At 69.9% G+C, this 18002-nt stretch carries 17 protein-coding genes; 8 read left to right on the top strand and 9 right to left on the bottom strand.

From position 1 onward, the window contains the following. Positions 1-16 precede the first annotated feature (16 nt). Entirely contained in the window at positions 17-946 is a 930-nt protein-coding gene (locus FFS10_RS06300; protein WP_137892687.1) for an ABC transporter permease subunit, read from the top strand. Between the two features lie 180 nt (positions 947-1126). Beyond that, positions 1127-1984, top strand: a complete 858-nt coding sequence (locus FFS10_RS06295; protein ID WP_137892685.1) for an ABC transporter permease subunit — start codon at positions 1127-1129, stop codon at positions 1982-1984. Here the strand turns inward: FFS10_RS06295 and ubiB are convergent. The 6 genes from ubiB to FFS10_RS06265 form a co-directional block, all read right to left on the bottom strand. After that, a complete protein-coding gene (ubiB, locus tag FFS10_RS06290) occupies positions 1977-3536 on the bottom strand; it encodes a ubiquinone biosynthesis regulatory protein kinase UbiB (protein ID WP_137892683.1) in 1560 nt (519 codons plus the stop codon). The two genes, FFS10_RS06295 and ubiB, sit on opposite strands and share 8 nt — an antisense overlap. Beyond that, positions 3533-4078, bottom strand: coding sequence for a hypothetical protein (locus tag FFS10_RS06285; protein ID WP_137892681.1), 546 nt, complete (start codon positions 4076-4078; stop codon positions 3533-3535). Before FFS10_RS06285 ends, ubiB begins: the two co-directional genes overlap by 4 nt. Positions 4079-4141: 63 nt before the next feature. Beyond that, on the bottom strand, positions 4142-5137 hold the full coding sequence (locus FFS10_RS06280) for a Tim44 domain-containing protein (protein ID WP_137892679.1): 996 nt from the start codon (positions 5135-5137) through the stop codon (positions 4142-4144). 25 nt (positions 5138-5162) lie between these two features. Further along, the gene (ubiE, locus tag FFS10_RS06275) at positions 5163-5894 is read right to left on the bottom strand and encodes a bifunctional demethylmenaquinone methyltransferase/2-methoxy-6-polyprenyl-1,4-benzoquinol methylase UbiE (RefSeq protein ID WP_137892677.1); all 732 of its coding nucleotides are present in this window, start codon (positions 5892-5894) and stop codon (positions 5163-5165) included. Between the two features lie 128 nt (positions 5895-6022). Then, positions 6023-6439: a gamma-butyrobetaine hydroxylase family protein gene (locus FFS10_RS06270; protein WP_137892676.1), complete on the bottom strand. Its 417-nt coding sequence runs from the start codon at positions 6437-6439 to the stop codon at positions 6023-6025. 21 nt (positions 6440-6460) lie between these two features. Then, positions 6461-10330: a DUF3683 domain-containing protein gene (locus FFS10_RS06265; RefSeq protein ID WP_137892674.1), complete on the bottom strand. Its 3870-nt coding sequence runs from the start codon at positions 10328-10330 to the stop codon at positions 6461-6463. A 198-nt stretch (positions 10331-10528) separates the two neighbouring features. Here FFS10_RS06265 and ugpQ point away from each other — a divergent pair, with 198 nt between their 5' ends. Continuing rightward, positions 10529-11281, top strand: coding sequence for a glycerophosphodiester phosphodiesterase (gene ugpQ / locus FFS10_RS06260; protein WP_137892672.1), 753 nt, complete (start codon positions 10529-10531; stop codon positions 11279-11281). A gap of 15 nt (positions 11282-11296) precedes the next feature. Here the strand turns inward: ugpQ and FFS10_RS06255 are convergent, their stop codons facing one another. Then, on the bottom strand, positions 11297-11563 hold the full coding sequence (locus FFS10_RS06255) for a hypothetical protein (protein WP_137892670.1): 267 nt from the start codon (positions 11561-11563) through the stop codon (positions 11297-11299). Positions 11564-11618: 55 nt separating this feature from the next. Here FFS10_RS06255 and hemA point away from each other — a divergent pair, with 55 nt between their 5' ends. Beyond that, entirely contained in the window at positions 11619-12890 is a 1272-nt protein-coding gene (hemA, locus tag FFS10_RS06250; protein ID WP_137892668.1) for a glutamyl-tRNA reductase, read from the top strand. A 57-nt stretch (positions 12891-12947) separates the two neighbouring features. After that, positions 12948-14033, top strand: coding sequence for a peptide chain release factor 1 (gene prfA / locus FFS10_RS06245; protein WP_137892666.1), 1086 nt, complete (start codon positions 12948-12950; stop codon positions 14031-14033). Positions 14034-14056: 23 nt separating this feature from the next. Here prfA and FFS10_RS06240 read toward each other — a convergent pair whose 3' ends face one another. Beyond that, a complete protein-coding gene (locus FFS10_RS06240; protein ID WP_137892664.1) occupies positions 14057-14299 on the bottom strand; it encodes a hypothetical protein in 243 nt (80 codons plus the stop codon). An 87-nt stretch (positions 14300-14386) separates the two neighbouring features. Between FFS10_RS06240 and prmC the strand changes: the two genes are divergently transcribed. From prmC to FFS10_RS06225, 3 genes are all read left to right on the top strand, one after another. Next, a complete protein-coding gene (prmC, locus tag FFS10_RS06235; protein WP_249931183.1) occupies positions 14387-15214 on the top strand; it encodes a peptide chain release factor N(5)-glutamine methyltransferase in 828 nt (275 codons plus the stop codon). Between the two features lie 55 nt (positions 15215-15269). Then, positions 15270-15593: a Grx4 family monothiol glutaredoxin gene (gene grxD, locus FFS10_RS06230; RefSeq protein WP_137892660.1), complete on the top strand. Its 324-nt coding sequence runs from the start codon at positions 15270-15272 to the stop codon at positions 15591-15593. Positions 15594-15755: 162 nt separating this feature from the next. Next, positions 15756-16763, top strand: coding sequence for an AAA family ATPase (locus FFS10_RS06225; protein WP_137892658.1), 1008 nt, complete (start codon positions 15756-15758; stop codon positions 16761-16763). A gap of 18 nt (positions 16764-16781) precedes the next feature. Here the strand turns inward: FFS10_RS06225 and FFS10_RS06220 are convergent, their stop codons facing one another. Beyond that, positions 16782-17957, bottom strand: a complete 1176-nt coding sequence (locus FFS10_RS06220; RefSeq protein WP_137892729.1) for a M20 aminoacylase family protein — start codon at positions 17955-17957, stop codon at positions 16782-16784. Positions 17958-18002: the final 45 nt, after the last annotated feature.

Genomic DNA, 18002 nt, shown 5'->3' with positions numbered 1-18002 from the left:
CCCGGGAAAGGCAACCATGTTTTCGAGCCCACGCTTGCGCTGGACCGGTGGCCGTCGCTGGGTCATCGGCGTGCCCTACCTCTGGCTGCTGGCGTTCTTCGCCCTGCCCTTCCTGATCCTGCTGCGCATCAGCATCACCGACATGGGCGAGGGGGTGGACCCGTTCGCGCCCATCCTGGCCAGCACCGACGGCCAGTGGCAGCTGATCCTGCGGCTCGACAACTTCGCGGCGCTGTTTCGCGGCGAAGACGGTCCGTGGGGCGCCACGCTGTACACCGACGCCTACCTGACCTCGCTCAGGTACGCGTTCTGGACCACGCTGTCCTGCCTGCTCATCGGCTACCCGTTCGCCTACTTCATGGCGCGCGCCGAGCCCAGCCGCCGGCCGGTCTACCTGATGATGGTGATGCTGCCGTTCTGGACCTCGTTCCTGCTGCGCGTCTACGCCTGGAAGGGCATCCTGGCCGACCAGGGCGTGATCAACCAGGCGCTGATGGCGCTGGGTCTGATCTCCGAGCCCCTGGTGATGCTCTATACCGACGTCTCCATGCTGGTGGGCATGACCTATGTGTACTGCCCGTTCATGATCCTGCCCTTGTACGCCAACCTGGTGAAGCTCGACCTGAGGCTGCTGGAGGCCGCCTACGACCTCGGCGCCACCCCCTGGCAGGCCTTCTGGCGCGTGACCGTGCCGCTGAGCCGCGGCGGCATCCTGGCCGGCTCGATGCTGGTGTTCATCCCCTGCGTCGGTGAGTTCGTGATCCCCTCGCTGCTGGGCGGGGCCGAGAACATCATGATCGGCCGCGTGGTCTGGGACGAGATGTTCAGCAGCAACAACTGGCCCAAGGCCGCCGCGCTGGCTATCCTGATGATCCTGCTGGTGATCGTGCCGCTGGCCTGGTTCAACCACCGCACCGCCCAGCGCGTGGCGCAGGAAGGAGCCTGAAATGCCCCCACGCTCATCACTTCGTGTATTCGCTGCCCCCCGAGGGGGCCCAGGCCTCCTTTGGGGCGGCGCTGTGCAGCGTCGTGCGCGCAGCTGTACAGCGCAGCAGCGCCATTGCCGCCCTTCGCCTGGTTCGCTTCGCAGACCAACGGCTCCGGGCGGCCCGGCAGGAGGCCTGAAATGACCGGCTTGACCCGCTGGCTGACGGCGAACCTGCCCCGCCTCTGGCTGGGCGCCGTGTACCTTTTTCTCTACCTGCCGCTGCTGTTCCTGATCGTGTTCTCGTTCAACAGCACGCGCCAGGATGGCGTGTTCACCGGCTTCTCGTGGCGCTGGTACCAGGCCCTGTGGGGCGACACCCGGCTGGTCGAAGGCTTTTTCCTGTCGCTGAAAGTCGCTCTGCTGACCGGCACCTTGTCGACCGTGCTGGGCACCTTTGCCGCCTTCGTGCTCGTGCGCTACGGGCGCTTTCGCGGCCGCGCGCTGTTCACGGGCATGGTCAATGCGCCCCTGGTCATGCCCGAGGTCATCGTCGGCCTGTCGCTGCTGCTGCTGATGGTGGCCGTCCAGCGCCAATTCGGCTGGCCCGAGCGAGGCATGCTGACCATCGTGCTGGGCCATGTGCTGCTGGGCATGGCCTACGCCACGGTGGTGATCCAGTCGCGCCTGCGCGAGATGGACCGCTCGATCGAGGAGGCCGCCATGGACCTCGGCTGCCGTCCGGCCCAGGTGTTCTTCCTGGTGACGCTGCCCAGCATCGCGCCGGCGCTGCTGGCGGCCTGGCTGCTGACCTTCACGCTGTCGTTCGACGACGTGGTGGTGTCGGAATTCCTTTCCGGGCCGGGCGTCACGACGCTGCCGCAGGTGATCTTCAGCTACGCGCGGCGCGGCGTGAACCCCTCGATCTATGCGGCGGCCACCTTGCTGATGGCGGTGGTCACGCTGGGCGTGCTGGCCTACAGCCTGCAGCTGGCGCGCCGGCAGCGGCTGCGCGAGCGGGCCCGGCTGGCCCGAGAAGCAGCCGACGCACTCACCTGAGCCAGGCGGCCATGGCCACCAGTCCGCCGATGAAGCCGGTGGCGGCCCAGGCCATGCCGCGCAGCAGGCGCCGGGTCGCGCGCTGTTCGGCGAGCAGTTCGCGCACCGACGCCGCCGAGCCGCCCTCCTGCTCACGCTGCTGCAGGAAGCTGTGCAACAGGCGCGGCAGCTCGGGCAGCAGCTTGGCGTAGCGCGGCGCCTGGGCCTTGAGCTCGCGCCACAGCCGCCTGGGGCCGACCTGGTCGAGCATCCAGCGCTCGAGAAAGGGCTTGGCCGTGGCCCAGAGGTCCAGCTCGGGGTCGAGCTGGCGGCCCAGGCCCTCGATGTTGAGCAGGGTCTTTTGCAGCAGCACCAGCTGCGGCTGGATCTCGACGTTGAAGCGGCGCGAGGTCTGGAACAGCCGCATCAGCACCATACCCAGCGAGATTTCCTTGAGCGGCCGGTCGAAATAGGGCTCGCAGACACTGCGTATCGCCGACTCCAGCTCGTCCACGCGGGTCTCGGGCGGCACCCAGCCCGACTCGATGTGCAGCTCGGCCACCCGCTTGTAGTCGCGCCTGAAGAAGGCCGTGAAGTTCTGCGCCAGGTATTCCTTGTCGTATTCGGTCAGCGTGCCGACGATGCCGAAGTCCAGCGAGATGTAGCGGCCGAAGCTGGCCGGGTCGACGCTGACCTGGATATTGCCCGGGTGCATGTCGGCGTGGAAGAAGCCGTCGCGGAACACCTGGGTGAAGAAGATGGTCACGCCGTCGCGCGCCAGCTTGGGGATGTCGACGCCGGCCGCGCGCAGGCGCTCGACCTGGCTGATCGGCACGCCGTCCATGCGCTGCATGACGATGACCTCGTTGTGGCAGTAATCCCAGAACATCTCCGGGATCAGCACCAGGTCCAGCCCCGCCATGTTGCGCCGCAGCTGGGCTGCGCTGGCCGCCTCGCGCACCAGGTCCAGCTCGTCGTGCAGGTACTTGTCGAACTCGGCCACCACCTCGCGCGGCTTCAGGCGCTTGGCGTCGGCCGACAGGTTCTCGACCCAGCCGGCCATCATGCGCATCAGGCTCAGGTCCTTCTCGATCACCGGCAGCATGCCGGGGCGCAGCACCTTGACCGCGACCTCGCGCATGCGGCCCTCGCGGTCCTTGAGCGTGGCGAAATGCACCTGGGCGATCGAGGCGCTGGCCACGGGTTCGCGCTCGAAGCGGGTGAAGATCTGGTCCACCGGCCGGCGGAAGGCGCGCTCTACGGTGGCCACCGCGACCTCGGAGGGAAACGGGGGCACGCGGTCCTGCAGGCGAGCCAGCTCCTCGGCGATGTCGGGCGGCAGCAGGTCGCGCCGGGTCGACAGCACCTGGCCGAACTTGACGAAGATCGGCCCCAGGCGCTCGAGCGCCTCGCGCAGCCGCTGGCCGCGCGGCGCCTGCAGGTTGCGCCCCAGGGCAACCGTGCGCGCCAGCAGGTGCAGCCAGGGCTTCTGGAAGCTGGTCAGGACCAGCTCGTCCAGACCGTAGCGCAGTGCAATCCAGACGATGTAGGCACCGCGCAGCAGTCGCCTCATGAACCGGCCCCGCCGGCGCCGGGGCGGGTGCGGGACAGGACGAACTGGCGCAGCGCCAGCGCCGCGCCGCGCGCGGCCTGGGCCAGCTGGTGCGCCGGCGCATCGCCGATCAGGCGCGCCAGGTCTTCCTCGGCGTCCCAGCGCACATGGTCGACCAGCCAGTTCACCTCGGCGGCGAGCTGCACGTCGCCCTCGATGCGCACCGCGGGCCGCTCGCCGCTCAGCACCGCCTGGGCCAGGGCCAGCGGCGAGCTGTCGGTGAGCGTGAGGCGCAGCTCGGGCTCGCCGTCCGGCACCTGCTCGAGCAACCCCGCCGGCGTGGCGGCCAGCTGCAGGCGGAACTGCCGCCACTGCAGGCGCACCCGGCTGCCCTTCTGCCGCATCAGCCGCGCCTGGGCCTCGGGCTCCTGCATCAGCACGTGGTTGAGGAACAGCACCAGGCGGTGCTGGACCTCGTCGGCCATCCAGTCAGGCGGCTGCAGCCGGTCGCCGAGCTGCTCCAGCGCGCCGGCCAGCATGGAAAAAGGGGACGATGTTGCCATGGTCCCCGATTATTCCCTGAAAGCGGTGCCCCACCGCGGCAACCGCACGATGCAGCCGGTGCCTTATTGCAGCGCCTGCACCCCTGCCACCAGCCAGCCGCTGGCGCCGCTGCGGGGCTTGGTCATGTTCCAGACCTCGCGGAACGGGCTGGGGCCGGCCGAGGGCTCCTCGCGGATCATGCCGTTGAACTCGACGCTGGCCATGTAGTGGTCGGGCAGCTCCTCGATGCCCAGCAGCTGCGCCTCGAGCATCACCACCTCGGTCTTGTTCGGCTGGCCCGGGGCATGGCTCTCGCGCTCGGCCAGCTGGGCCCGGATCTCGCCGACCATGGTGTCGGTCATCATGGAGCGCAGGGTCGCGATGTCCGAGCGGTCCCAGGCGTCCTGCAGGGTCACGAAGTTGCGCTTGGCGGCGCCCAGGAAGCCGGCCACGTCGAAGCCTTCCGGGGTGCCCCAGGCCTGGGCGCCGGCCAGGGCCGAGCCGATCATGGAGCCGCCGGATGCCGCACTGGCATCGAAGGGGGTGGCATTGCTTTCCCAGGGACGCGCCGAGGCGTCGTTGCCGACCTTGTCCGGGCTGTACTGGCGCGGCAGGCTGGGCACGGCCGGCGCGTTGCCGGCGCCCTGGAAGGCCAGGCCGCCCTCGGTGCGCGGCGTTCCCTTGCGTGCGCGCATCACCGCGCCGATCACGGCCATCACCACCAGGGCCAGCAGGCCCATCAGCAGGAACTGGCCGAAGGCCTCGCCCAGGCCCAGCGAATGGGCCAGCCAGGCCAGGCCCAGACCGGCCGCCAGGCCGCCCAGCATGGCGCCCCAGGGCTTTCGGGCCGCCGGCGCAGCCGCACCGGCGGCCGTGGCTGCGGTGGCGGGCTGGGCCGTGGGGCTGGCCGCCTGGGTCGTGGTGGTGGGCGCGGCCGGCGCCTTGGTGGCCTCGCGCTGGGTCACGTTGCTCGACTGCTGGCCAATCGACTTGCCGCCGCCCAACCGGCGCGCGGCCTCGGCGTCCAGACTTGCGACGGCCAGCATGGCGACCAGGACCAGGGACAGGATCTTCTTCACGTTGCCTCCTCGTTTGCGTGATGCGTCAACACTTGATTCCAACATGCAAGGCCACCACTCCGCCCGTGAGGTTGTGATAGTCCACATGGCCGTAGCCACTATTTTTCATAAGGGCTTTGAGCTCCTGCTGCCCCGGGTGCATGCGGATCGACTCGGCCAGGTAGCGGTAGCTCGCGTCGTCGCCGGCCACCAGTTGCCCCAGCCGCGGCAGCACCTTGAAGGAATACCAGTCGTAGGCCTTCTCCAGTGGGGGCGCCACCTTGGAGAACTCGAGCACCAGCAGCTTGCCGCCGGGCTTGAGCACGCGGCACATCTCCTTGAGCGCCAGGTCCTTGTGCGTCATGTTGCGCAGGCCGAAGGCCACGCTGACCAGGTCGAAATGGCCGTCGGCAAAGGGCAGCTTCTCGGCGTCGCAGACCAGGGTGGGCAGCACCACGCCGGCGTCCAGCAGGCGGTCGCGCCCGGTGCGCAGCATGGCCTCGTTGATGTCGGTGTGCACGACCTGGCCGCGCGGGCCCACCTTGCGGGAGAAGGCCAGGGACAGGTCGCCCGTGCCGCCCGCGATGTCCAGCACCCGGTCGCCCTCGCGCAGGTTCGCCACCTGGACCGTGTAGGCCTTCCAGAGGCGGTGCAGGCCCATGGACATCAGGTCGTTCATGAGGTCGTACTTGGGCGCGACCGAGTCGAACACCCCGCGCACGCGGCGCGCCTTGTCCTGTTCGTCGACTGACTGGAAACCGAAATGCGTGCTGCTCATGGATCAGATGCTAGAGGAGTGAGGGCCCCAAAACAGGGACAACCCCGCCCCGCCGTAGGGCATTGACGGGGCTGGGCACCGGCGTGGGGGCCGACCGTTGCGAAAAACCGACTGCGGGCCAGCCCGGCTCAGTGGTGGTGGCCGCAGGCCGAGCCGCCCTTGTCCGGCATGGGCGCGTCGCGCTCGACGCCGGCCGCCTGCAGGCGCGCGGCGTAGTCGGCCCAGAGCTGCTCCTGCTGCGAGCCCAGGAAATAAAGGTAGTCCCAGGAGAAGATGCCGCTGTCGTGCCCGTCCGAGAAGCTGGGCTGCACGGCGTAGTTGCCGACCGGCTCCAGCCCGGTCAGCGTGACCTCGCGCTTGCCGGTCTGCAGCACTTCCTGTCCCGGGCCATGGCCCTTGACTTCGGCCGAGGGCGAGTACACGCGCATCAGCTCGAAGGGAATGCGAAAGCGCGCGCCGTCGGAAAAGCCCACCTCGAGCACGCGCGACTGGCTGTGCACCGTGATGTCCACCGGTGTCGGGGCACCGGCCTTCAGTCCTGCCATGGCTGTCGTCTCCTTCGCTGCTCAGACCAGCACGCGCTCGATGCCGCCGGCGTTGGCGGCCGACACGTACTCGGGCAGCCACTGCTCGCCGAGGATATGGCGCGCCATCTCGACCACGATGTAGTCGGCCTCGAGCAGCCCGTTCTGCAGGTCGCCGCCGTAACGGGACAGGCCCTGCAGGCAGCTCGGGCAGCTGGTCAGGATCTTGACGTTGTCCTGCGCGCCGACCGCACCCGAGGCGCGCAGCGCCGCCTCGCCCTTGCGGATCTCCTCTTCCTTGCGGAAGCGCACCTGGGTCGAGATGTCGGGCCGGGTCACGGCCAAGGTTCCCGACTCGCCGCAGCAGCGCTCGCTCTTGAGCACCTGCTCGCCGACCAGGGCCTGCACGGTCTTCATGGGATCCTGCAGCTTCATCGGCGTGTGGCAGGGGTCGTGGTAAAGATACGCGCCCTGGCCCTCGAGCTTGATGCCCTTCTCGAGCAGGTACTCGTGGATGTCTATGATGCGGCTGCCAGGGAAGATCTGGCCGAACTCGTAGCCCTGCAATTGGTCGTAGCAGGTGCCGCAGGAGACCACCACGGTCTTGATGTCCAGGTAGTTCAGCGTGTTGGCCACGCGGTGGAACAGCACCCGGTTGTCGGTGATGATCTTCTCGGCCTTGTCGTACTGGCCCGAGCCGCGCTGCGGGTAGCCGCAGCAGAGATAGCCCGGCGGCAACACGGTCTGCACGCCGGCGTGCCACAGCATGGCCTGGGTGGCCAGGCCCACCTGCGAGAACAGGCGCTCGGAGCCGCAACCCGGGAAGTAGAACACCGCCTCGGTCTCGGCCGTGGTGGCCTTGGGGTTGCGGATGATGGGCACGTAGTCCTTGTCCTCGATGTCCAGCAGGGCGCGCGCCGTGCGCTTGGGCAGGCCGCCCGGCATCTTCTTGTTGATGAAGTGGATCACCTGCTCCTTGACCGGGGCCGTGCCCACGGTGGCCGGGGGCCGGGCGGTCTGCTTCTTCGCCAGGCTGCCGAGCAGGTCGTTGGCCAGGCGCTGGGCCTTGTAGCCCACGTCGATCATGGCCGTGCGCATCAGCTTGATGGTCTCGGGATTGGTCGCGTTGAGGAAGAACATGGCCGCGGCATTGCCGGGGCGGAACGACTTCTTGTCCATCTTGCGCAGCAGGTTGCGCATGTTCATGGACACGTCGCCGAAGTCGATCTTGACCGGGCAGGGCGAGAGGCACTTGTGGCACACCGTGCAGTGGTCGGCCACGTCCTCGAACTCCTCCCAGTGCTTGATCGACACGCCGCGGCGCGTCTGCTCCTCGTACAGGAAGGCCTCGACCAGCAGCGAGGTGGCCAGGATCTTGTTGCGCGGGCTGTACAGCAGGTTGGCGCGCGGCACATGGGTGGCGCAGACCGGCTTGCACTTGCCGCAGCGCAGGCAGTCCTTGACGCTGTCGGCGATGGCGCCGATGTCGGACTGCTGCATGATCAGCGACTCGTGGCCCATCAGGTTGAAGCTGGGCGTGTAGGCGTTGGTCAGGTCGGCGTGCAGCGCCCCGCCCGCGCCGCCCGGCGCGCGCAGCAGCTTGCCCTTGTTGAAGCGGCCTTCGGGGTCGACCTGCTGCTTGTACTCGCTGAACGGGCGCAGCTCCTCGTCGCTCAGGAACTCGAGCTTGGTGATGCCTATGCCGTGCTCGCCCGAGATCACGCCGTCGAGCGAGCGCGCCAGCACCATGATGCGGGCCACGGCCTCGTGCGCGGTCTGCAGCATCTCGTAGTCGTCGCTGTTGACCGGGATGTTGGTGTGCACGTTGCCGTCGCCGGCGTGCATGTGCAGCGCCACCCAGACCCGGCCCTTGAGCACGCGCTGGTGGATGGCGTTGCATTCCTCGAGGATGGGCTGGAAGGCCGCACCGGCGAAGATGGCCTGCAGCGGCTCGCGGATCTGGGTCTTCCAGCTCGCGCGCAGGCGGTGGTCCTGCAGCTGCGGGAACAGCGTGTCTACGCCGTCCAGCCAGCCCTGCCACAGCGCGCGCACCTCGCACAGCACGGCCAGGGCCTGGGCCACGCGGTCCTCCAGCAGCTCGGCCGAGGGGATCTCGCTGGCGTCGTCGCTCTTGCCCAGCGGCAGATTGCCCTGGGTGAAGAAGGCCTCGAGCTCGCGCGTCAGCTTGAGCTTGTTGCGCAGGCTCAGCTCGATGTTGATGCGCTCGATGCCGTCGGTGTACTCGGCCATGCGCGGCAGCGGGATCACCACGTCCTCGTTGATCTTGAAGGCGTTGGTGTGGCGGCTGATGGCGGCCGTGCGCTTGCGGTCCAGCCAGAACTTCTTGCGCGCCTCCGGGCTGATCGCGATGAAGCCCTCGCCGCTGCGCGAGTTGGCGATGCGCACCACCTCCGAGGTGGCGCGCGCCACGGCGTCGGCGTCGTCGCCGGCGATGTCGCCGACCAGCACCATCTTGGGCAGGCCGCCGCGCTTGCTCTTGGTGGCATAGCCCACCGCCTTGAGGTAGCGGTCGTCCAGGTGCTCCAGGCCCGCGAGCAGGGTACCGCTGCGCTCAGCCTCGGCGAACATGAAGTCCTTGATCTCGACGATGCTGGGCACGGCGTCGCGCGCGTTGCCGAAGAACTCCAGGCAGACGGTGCGCGTGTGCTCGGGCATGCGGTGCACCACCCAGCGGCCGCTGGTGATCAGGCCGTCGCAGCCTTCCTTCTGGATGCCGGGCAGGCCGGCGAGGAACTTGTCGGTCACGTCCTTGCCCAGGCCCTCCTTGCGGAAGGTCTTGCCCGGGATGTCCAGGCGCTCGGTGCGGATCGGCGTGCGGCCGTCGGCCTCGAAGTACTTGAGCTCGAAGCTCGCGACGTCGACGTCGTGGATCTTGCCCAGGTTGTGGTCCAGGCGCGTGACCTCCAGCCACTGCGCCTGCGGCGTGACCATGCGCCAGCTGGCTAGGTTGTCCAGCGCCGTGCCCCAGAGCACGGCCTTCTTGCCACCGGCGTTCATGGCGATGTTGCCGCCGATGCACGAGGCCTCGGCCGAGGTCGGGTCGACTGCGAACACGAAGCCGGCGCGCTCGGCCGCGTCGGCCACGCGCTGCGTGACCACGCCGGCCTCGGTCCAGATGGTCGGCACGGGCCGGCCCACGCCGGGCAACGTAACCATCTCCACCTCAGTCATGGCCTCGAGCTTCTCGGTGTTGATCACCGCGCTCTTCCAGCTCAGCGGGATGGCGCCGCCGGTGTAGCCGGTGCCGCCGCCGCGCGGGATGATGGTCAGGCCCAGCTCGATGCAGCCCTTGACCAGGCCGGCCATCTCGGCCTCGGTGTCGGGCGTGAGCACGACGAAGGGGTATTCGACGCGCCAGTCGGTGGCGTCGGTCACGTGGCTGACGCGCGAGAGGCCGTCGAACTTGATGTTGTCCTTGGCCGTCAGCCGGCCCAGCGCGCGCTGGGCCTTGCGGCGCAGCGCCGCCACCTCCTGGAACGCGGTGTCGAAGCTGCGCACGGCGTGGCGCGCGGCCTCCAGCAACTCGGCCACCAGCGCATCGCGCGCCGGGTCCTGGTCGGGCGTGCGGCGCTTGGCCACCTCGCCGAGCCGGTGCCCCAGCGCCTCCACCAGCGCCTTGCGGCGCCCCGGGTTATCGAGCAGGTCGTCCTGCAGGTAGGGATTGCGCTGCACCACCCAGATGTCGCCCAGCACCTCGTAGAGCATGCGGGCCGAGCGGCCCGTGCGGCGCTCTTCGCGCAGCTGGTTCAGCAGGTCCCAGGCACGGGCCCCCAGCAGGCGGATCACGATCTCCCGGTCAGAGAAACTGGTGTAGTTGTAGGGGATTTCGCGCAGTCGGGCGGGCTCTGCAGCCTGGGACAGGATGGCGGCCAACGCGGTGGGAGCATTCATGGATGGAACCTGAGGGGTGGGCGTTGCACGCCCAGAAGCCTTGGGTGGACGATTCTAAGTCACGGACCAAGGGGCCGCCGGGGCGCGGCGCGGCAACCCTTGCGGCGCCGCGGGCAGGCTGAACGTGGCCCCGGGGCCGACTTGGCCCGGCCGCGGGGATCGCCTAGCATCGAGAACCGGGACCCTCCCCCGCATGCGATGAAGCCCGACGCCCTCACCCCCTGGCCCTACCCGCGCTGGATCGCCCACCGCGGCGCCGGACGGCTGGCACCGGAAAACACCCTGGCCGCCTTCCGTCTCGGGGCCCAGCAGGGCTGGCGCATGTTCGAGTGCGACGTCAAGCTCAGCGCCGACGAGGTCCCCTTCCTGCTGCACGATGACACGCTGGAGCGCACCACCAGCGGAAGCGGCCCGGCCGGCCAACAGCCCTGGGCTGCGCTCTCGCGGCTGGACGCCGGCGGCTGGCACTCGCCCGCCTACGCCGGCGAATCCCTGCCGACGCTGGAGAACCTGGCTCGCTTTTGCCTGGCCAACGACTGCCGGCTGAACATCGAGATCAAGCCCAGCCCGGGCACCGAGCAGCGCACCGGCGAGGTCGTGGCGCAGCAGGCGGCGCGCCTGTGGCGCGCCGAAGCCGTGCCGCCGCTGTTGAGCTCGTTCCAGACGGCGGCGCTGCGCGGCGCCCTGCAAGCCGCGCCGCAGTTGCCACGCGCCCTGCTGCTCGACCAGCTGTGGAGCGGCTGGCAGGCCGCGGCGAGCGCCCTGGGCTGCGTGGCCGTGGTCGGCCAGCACGCGCTGTGGGACACCGCCAGCGTCGCGCAGGCGAAGAGCGCGAGCCTGCGCTGCCTGAGCTACACGGTGAACGACGAGGCCACGGCGCAGCGCCTGCTGGCGCTGGGCCTGGACGGCCTGATCAGCGACCGGGTGGACCGCTTCGATCCGCGGGGCTAGCAGCCCGTCGGGATCCTAGCGGCGCAGCGACATCAGCCACTGGCAGGCCAGGGCCGCCAGCACCAGAACCGCGTAACTGCCCATGCGGCCGTCGCGCCCGGTCAGGACCAGGCCGCCGAGCAGCACCGCCAAGCCCACGCCGGCCTGGACCGCGAACTGCACGCGCCAAGCCAGGGCGGCCCGCCCCACCACCCAGGGCGCCGCCAGGGTCACGATCAGGGCGACGAACAGGGCGGGGGCGGCGAAATTCAGCAGGTGGTTGAGCAGATCGAGCGGACCCATGGCGGGCGAAGGCAGCGGCGGGCAGGGTTGAAGCGACAAATTTTATAATCCCGTCATGGCAGTCTGGGCATTGGGGCTTAATCACACGACCGCGCCGCTCGATCTGCGCGGTCGTTTCGCGTTTGCCGTCGACCAGATCGCGCCCACGCTCCACGGTTTGCGCGAGTCCCACGCGCGCCACCCCGAGGCCGCCATCCTCTCCACCTGCAACCGCACCGAGATCTATTGCGCCTCCGACCGGCCCGAGGTCGACCACACGCTGGACTGGCTGGCCGCCAGCGGCGGCGTTTCGCCGGGGTTGCTGCGCTCGCACACCTACCTGCTGCAGGACGGCCAGGCCGCGCGCCATGCCTTCCGCGTCGCCAGCGGCCTGGATTCCATGGTGCTGGGCGAGGCGCAGATCCTGGGCCAGATGAAGGACGCGGTGCGCGCGGCCGAGGACGCCGGCGCCCTAGGCACCACGCTGAACCAGCTGTTCCAGCGCAGCTTCGCCGTGGCCAAGGAGGTGCGCAGCGCCACCGAGATCGGCGCCCACTCGATCAGCATGGCCGCCGCCGCGGTGCGCCTGGCCGGCCAGCTGTTCGAGGACCTGGGCGAGATCCGCGTGCTGTTCGTCGGCGCCGGCGAGATGATCGAGCTGGCCGCCACGCATTTCGCCGCCAGGAACCCGCGCGCCATTGCCATCGCCAACCGCACGCTGGAGCGCGGCGAGAAGCTGGCCACGCGCTTCGGCGGCGAGGTCATGCGCCTGGCCGACCTGCCCGATCGCCTGCACGAATTCGACGCCGTGGTCAGCTGCACCGCCAGCACCCTGCCGCTGATCGGCCTGGGTGCGGTCGAGCGCGCGCTCAAGAAGCGCCGCCACCGCCCCATGTTCATGGTCGACCTGGCCGTGCCGCGCGACATCGAGCCCGAGGTCAAGGCCCTGGAGGACGTCTACCTCTACACCGTGGACGACCTGGCCGCCGTGGTGCAGACCGCCCAGGCCAGCCGCCAGGCCGCCGTGGCCCAGGCCGAGGCCATCATCGACGCCGGCGTGCAGAGCTTCATGCACTGGCTGGGCCAGCGCGGCACGGTGCCGCTGATCCAGCAGCTCAATGCCCAGACCGACGCCTGGCGCGCGGCCGAGATCGCGCGCGCGCGCCGCCTGCTGGCGCGCGGCGAGGACGTGGACGCGGTGCTCGAGGCGCTGTCGCGCGGCCTGACCCAGAAGATGCTGCACGGCGCCCTGGCCGAGCTCAACGCCGCCGACCCGGCCCACCGCGAGCAGACGGCGCAGGCGATCAGCCGGCTGTTCCTGCGCAGCCAGAACAAGAACGGCCTGTAGCGCCCGTCCCGAGGACGCGCTCCGCTGCGAGGCCCGTAGCGAACCACCCTAGCCCGCATGAAACCCTTTCTCCGCCAGCAGCTCGAACGCTACGCCCAACGCCTGTCCGAGCTCGACTTCCTGCTCTCGCGCGAGGACATCATGGCCGACATGGGCCAGTTCCTCAAGCTCTCGCGCGAGCACGCCGAGGTCGCCACGCTGGCCGGGCGCTACGCCCGCTGGCGCCAGCGCGAGGCCGACCTTGCCGCGGCGCGCGAGATGCTGGCCGACCCCGACATGGCCGGCATGGCGCAGGAGGAGATCACCGCCTGCGAGCAGGAGCTGGCCCAGCTCGAGCAGGAGCTGCAGCGCCTGCTTTTACCGAAGGATCCGGACGACGCGCGCAACGCCTTCCTGGAAATCCGCGCCGGCACCGGCGGCGACGAGTCGGCGCTGTTCGCCGGCGACCTGCTGCGCATGTACCTGCGCTACTGCGAGCGCCAGGGCTGGCGCGCCGAGCTGCTGAGCGAGTCGCCGAGCGAGCTCGGCGGCTACAAGGAGGTGGTGCTGCGCATCGCGGGCGAGCACGCCTACGGCCGGCTGCGCTTCGAGTCGGGCGGCCACCGCGTGCAGCGCGTGCCGGCGACCGAGACCCAGGGCCGCATCCACACCAGCGCCTGCACCGTGGCCGTGCTGGCCGAGCCCGACGAGGCGGCGACCGTGCAGATCAACCCGGCCGAGCTACGCATAGACACCTTCCGCGCCAGCGGCGCGGGCGGCCAGCACATCAACAAGACCGACTCGGCCGTGCGCGTCACCCACCTGCCCACCGGCATCGTGGCCGAATGCCAGGACGACCGCAGCCAGCACCGCAACAAGGCCCGGGCGCTGCAGGTGCTGGCCGCGCGCATCCAGGAGAGGGAGCGCACCGAGCGCGCCGCCAAGGATGCAGCCCTGCGCAAGGGGCTGATAGGCAGCGGCGACCGCTCGGACCGCATACGCACCTACAACTTTCCCCAGGGCCGGCTGACCGACCACCGCATCAACCTCACGCTGTACAAGCTGCCCTTCGTCATGGAGGGCGATCTGCAGGAGGTGGTGGACGCGCTGCAGGCCGCGCGCGAGGCCGAGCAGCTGGCCGAACTCGAGGTCGGTGCCGCGTGAGCCCCGCTCCCCATTCTCTGCGTTCAGAGCACCAGGGTATAGACCTGGGCCTCGGCACGCTCTTCGGCGCTGTGGCCAGCCAGGGCCTTGTCCCATTCGGACGCCGTCGCGCCATGGGCGGGGACGATGCCCTCGGTGGTCTCGGACACGTCCTCGGACGAGGCGTCCATGTCGATGACATGGACACGGTTCGCGTCGAACAGCCGTGCCACCATGGGGCCACCCGACTCGATCACGATCAGGTATTTCACCGGTGAGCTGTGCATGATCCGCCCCTCGTTTTCAGTCCATCAGGCCCACAGCATAAGCACCCCGGCCCCCAATCTGCAAGCGGCCCGTCCGAGGGAATGCGCATGACCCTGGCCCAGGCCCTCGCCGCGGCCCAGGCCCTGGGCCTGGCGCGCCTCGATGCCCAGCTGCTGCTGCTGCTGGCGCTGGAGCGCGGGCCGCAGGAGCGCGCCTGGCTGCTCGCGCACGACACCGACCCGCTGCCGCCCGAGCGCCAGCAGCGCTTCGAGCAACTGCTGCAGCGGCGCGCCGGCGGCGAGCCGCTGGCCTACCTCAGCGGGACCAAGGAGTTCTTCGGCCTGCCCCTGCGAGTCGACGCGCGCGTGCTCGACCCGCGGCCCGACACCGAGACCCTGGTCGAATGGGCGCTGGAACTGCTGGCCCCGCTGCCCGGCGCCAGCGTGGTCGACCTGGGCACCGGCAGCGGCGCGATCGCACTGGCGCTCAAGCACGCCCGGCCCGAGCTGCGGGTGACGGCGGTGGACGCCAGCGCCGATGCCCTGGCCGTGGCGCGCGCCAACGCCGAGCGCCTGGACCTGCCTGTGACCTTCCTGCAGGGCAGCTGGCTGTCGCCGGTGGCCGGCCGCCACCAGCTCATCGTCTCCAACCCGCCCTACGTGACCGACGACGACCCGCACCTGGCCGCCCTGGCCCACGAGCCCCTGCAGGCGCTGGCCAGCGGGCCCGACGGCCTGCGGGACATCCGCGAGATCATCGCCCAGGCTCCGGCCCACCTGCTGCCCGGCGGCTGGCTGCTGCTCGAGCAAGGCTGGGACCAGGCCGCGGCCGTGCGCGCCCTGCTCGCCGGCGCCGGCTTCGTACAGGTGCAAAGCCGCATGGACCTGGCCGGCATTGCCCGCTGCAGCGGCGGGCAATGGCCAGGGCTGGGATAATCATCGCTTGTCCGGGCCGCGCCGGCCGCAACCCCTTTCCTTAAGGAACCGAACCATGAGTGACGCCCAGCAACGCATAGACGAACTGGTCAAGAGCAACGACATCCTGCTGTTCATGAAGGGCAGCGCCAGCTTTCCCATGTGCGGCTTCTCCGGCCGCGCCATCCAGATCCTCAAGGCCTGCGGCGTGGACCCCAAGGCCCTGAAGACGGTCAACGTGCTCGAGGACGACGCGATCCGCCAGGGCATCAAGGAATACAGCAACTGGCCGACCATCCCCCAGCTCTACGTGAAGGGCGAATTCATCGGCGGCTCGGACATCATGATGGAGATGTACGAGTCGGGCGAGCTGCAGCAGGTGCTGGGCGCCCAGGCCTGACCCGCCCCGCCCGCCGCGGCGGGCTCCCACAGGACGGCCACCTCCGGGTGGCCGTTCGTTTTGGGCCGTCATAGGGCGGCGACCCTAGATTCGCCACGGACATTGAGAGCAGGCACGTCTTGTGCTTGAATGGATGCGTATCGTGCGTCAAAGGAGTGAACGATGGCATCCCGCAGTCTCGTGCCCTCATCCTCATCCCTGCGCCTGCCCGTGGCCCGGATGCGCAGCGTGTTCCAACCCGGCGAGGTCGAGCGCAAGCTGGCCAAGCTGCAGGACGGCGGCAGCCCGCGCGAGCACGAAGGCCTGCGCGCCACCTACGAGCGCATGCTCGAGCGCGGACCGCAGCGCTTTCAGGTCAAGCCATCGGGCGTGCCCGACATGGCAGGCCTGTACGAAACCCTGCCCAATTTCAGCGAGGTGCTGGACGACGTCAAGCGCCATGTGGCGCTGGCCCAGGACAGCCGCGACGGCCTGGAGGTCACGCCCATGCTGCTGCTCGGGCCACCCGGCATAGGCAAGACCCATTTCGCGCGCCAGCTGGCCGACCTGCTGGGCACCGGCATGTGCCTGGTGCCCATGAGCTCGATGACCGCCGGCTGGCTGCTCTCGGGCGCCTCCTCGCAGTGGAAGGGCGCGCGCCCCGGCAAGGTGTTCGAGGCCCTGGTCGACGGCGAGTACGCGAACCCGGTGATCGTGGTCGACGAGATCGACAAGGCCAGCGGCGACGCCCAGTACGACCCGCTGGGCGCGCTCTACAGCCTGCTCGAGCACGACACGGCGCAAAGCTTCACCGACGAGTTCGCCGAGGTCGCGATCGACGCCAGCCAGGTGATCTGGATCACCACGGCCAACGACGAGCGCGCCATTCCCGAGCCCATACTCAACCGCATGAACGTGTTCCAGGTCGACGCGCCCACGCCCGAGCAGGCGCGCCGCATCGCGGCCCAGCTCTACACCGGCATACGCGCCGCGCACGACTGGGGCCAGCATTTCGACGAGGCGCCGGCCGACGACCTGCTCGACCTGCTGGCCCAGATGCCGCCGCGCGAGATGCGCCGGGCGCTGATGACGGCCTTCGGCAATGCCCGCCTGGCCGGGCGCGACAGCCTGCGGCCCGGGGATCTGCCGGCGGCCAGCGCCGGCAAGCCGCGCATCGGCTTCGTGCAGTAGCGCACCAGCCTGGCGCGGTCAGGCGGTGGCCGGCGTCGCCGCGTCGTTCAGCGGCAGAAAGCGCTGCACCAGGCCAGCCCACAGGGCCGCGCCGGTGGGCAGGATGGCGTCGTTGTAGTCGTAGCCGGGGTTGTGCACCATGCAGCTGCCCTCGCCCTGGCCGTTGCCGACCAGCAGGTAGCAGCCGGGCACCCGCTCGAGCATGAAGGCGAAATCCTCGCTGCCCGAAAGCGGCGCCCCCTGCGGCGTGACCCGCTCGGCGCCGAACAGCTCTCGCGCCACCTCGGTGGCCAGCCGGGTCGGCGCCTCGGCATTGACCAGCACCGCGTAGCCATGCCGGTAGTCGAGCTCGGCCTGCACGCCGTAGCTCTGGGCCTGCGCCTCGACCAGGGCGCGCAGGCGCTGCTCGAGCAGGGCGCGCACCTGCGGGTTCAGCGCGCGCAGGCTGAGCTCCAGCGTGACGCTGTCGGGGATCACGTTGTTGGCCTGTCCGCCATGGATCGCGCCCACGGTGACCACGGCCATCTCGCCGGGGTCGACGTTGCGCGACACCAGGGTCTGCAGTGCCATCACGATCGAGGCGGCCGCCACCACCGGGTCGGTCGCGCGATGCGGCATGGCGCCGTGGCCGCCCACGCCGCGCAGCCGGATCGTGGCGTAGTCCGAGGAGGCCATGAAGGCGCCGCTGCGAAACACCAGCTGGCCCTGCGGCAGGCCCGGCATGTTGTGCAGCGCGAACACGGCGTCGCAGGGGTATTTTTCGAACAGGCCGTCCTGCATCATGCGCAGCGCGCCGCCCAGCCCCTCCTCGGCCGGCTGGAAGATCAGGTTCAGCGTGCCGGAAAAGCCGCGCGTGTCGCCCAGGTAATGCGCGGCGCCCAGCAGCGTCGCCGTGTGGCCGTCGTGCCCGCAGGCATGCATCACGCCGGCATGGGCGCTGGCCCAGGGCAGGCCCGAGGCCTCCTGGATAGGCAGCGCGTCCATGTCGGCGCGCAGGCCGATGGCGCGAGAGCCCGTGCCGCAGCGCAGCCGCCCCACGACGCCGGTGCCGCCCAGGCCGCGTTCGACCTCGTAGCCCCAGTCCGTGAGGCAGCGCGCCACGATGTCGCTGGTGCGCCGCTCCTCGAAACCGAGTTCGGGGTGCTGATGGATGTCGCGGCGCAGCGCCGTCATCTCGGGCGCGTAGCCCTGCATGGCGGCCAACAAGTCGGCGGGAGCTGGGGAAAGCCTCTGCAGCAT

Source organism: Ramlibacter sp. 2FC (assembly GCF_005503345.1).
GTDB lineage: Bacteria > Pseudomonadota > Gammaproteobacteria > Burkholderiales > Burkholderiaceae_C > SCMQ01.
Note: the sequence above shows the minus strand (reverse complement) of the source record. Positions and strands in the feature narration are given on the sequence as shown.

Excerpts from the sequence above, each read along its gene's own strand:
- FFS10_RS06300 (WP_137892687.1), top strand. The coding sequence starts at position 17 with ATGTTTTCGAGCCCACGCTTGCGCTGGACCGGTGGCCGTCGCTGGGTC.
- FFS10_RS06295 (WP_137892685.1), top strand. The coding sequence starts at position 1,127 with ATGACCGGCTTGACCCGCTGGCTGACGGCGAACCTGCCCCGCCTCTGG.
- ubiB (WP_137892683.1), bottom strand. The coding sequence starts at position 3,536 with ATGAGGCGACTGCTGCGCGGTGCCTACATCGTCTGGATTGCACTGCGC.
- FFS10_RS06285 (WP_137892681.1), bottom strand. The coding sequence starts at position 4,078 with ATGGCAACATCGTCCCCTTTTTCCATGCTGGCCGGCGCGCTGGAGCAG.
- ubiE (WP_137892677.1), bottom strand. The coding sequence starts at position 5,894 with ATGAGCAGCACGCATTTCGGTTTCCAGTCAGTCGACGAACAGGACAAG.
- FFS10_RS06270 (WP_137892676.1), bottom strand. The coding sequence starts at position 6,439 with ATGGCAGGACTGAAGGCCGGTGCCCCGACACCGGTGGACATCACGGTG.
- FFS10_RS06265 (WP_137892674.1), bottom strand. The coding sequence starts at position 10,330 with ATGAATGCTCCCACCGCGTTGGCCGCCATCCTGTCCCAGGCTGCAGAG.
- ugpQ (WP_137892672.1), top strand. The coding sequence starts at position 10,529 with ATGAAGCCCGACGCCCTCACCCCCTGGCCCTACCCGCGCTGGATCGCC.
- FFS10_RS06255 (WP_137892670.1), bottom strand. The coding sequence starts at position 11,563 with ATGGGTCCGCTCGATCTGCTCAACCACCTGCTGAATTTCGCCGCCCCC.
- hemA (WP_137892668.1), top strand. The coding sequence starts at position 11,619 with ATGGCAGTCTGGGCATTGGGGCTTAATCACACGACCGCGCCGCTCGAT.
- prfA (WP_137892666.1), top strand. The coding sequence starts at position 12,948 with ATGAAACCCTTTCTCCGCCAGCAGCTCGAACGCTACGCCCAACGCCTG.
- FFS10_RS06240 (WP_137892664.1), bottom strand. The coding sequence starts at position 14,299 with ATGCACAGCTCACCGGTGAAATACCTGATCGTGATCGAGTCGGGTGGC.
- prmC (WP_249931183.1), top strand. The coding sequence starts at position 14,387 with ATGACCCTGGCCCAGGCCCTCGCCGCGGCCCAGGCCCTGGGCCTGGCG.
- grxD (WP_137892660.1), top strand. The coding sequence starts at position 15,270 with ATGAGTGACGCCCAGCAACGCATAGACGAACTGGTCAAGAGCAACGAC.
- FFS10_RS06225 (WP_137892658.1), top strand. The coding sequence starts at position 15,756 with ATGGCATCCCGCAGTCTCGTGCCCTCATCCTCATCCCTGCGCCTGCCC.
- FFS10_RS06220 (WP_137892729.1), bottom strand. The coding sequence starts at position 17,957 with ATGCAGGGCTACGCGCCCGAGATGACGGCGCTGCGCCGCGACATCCAT.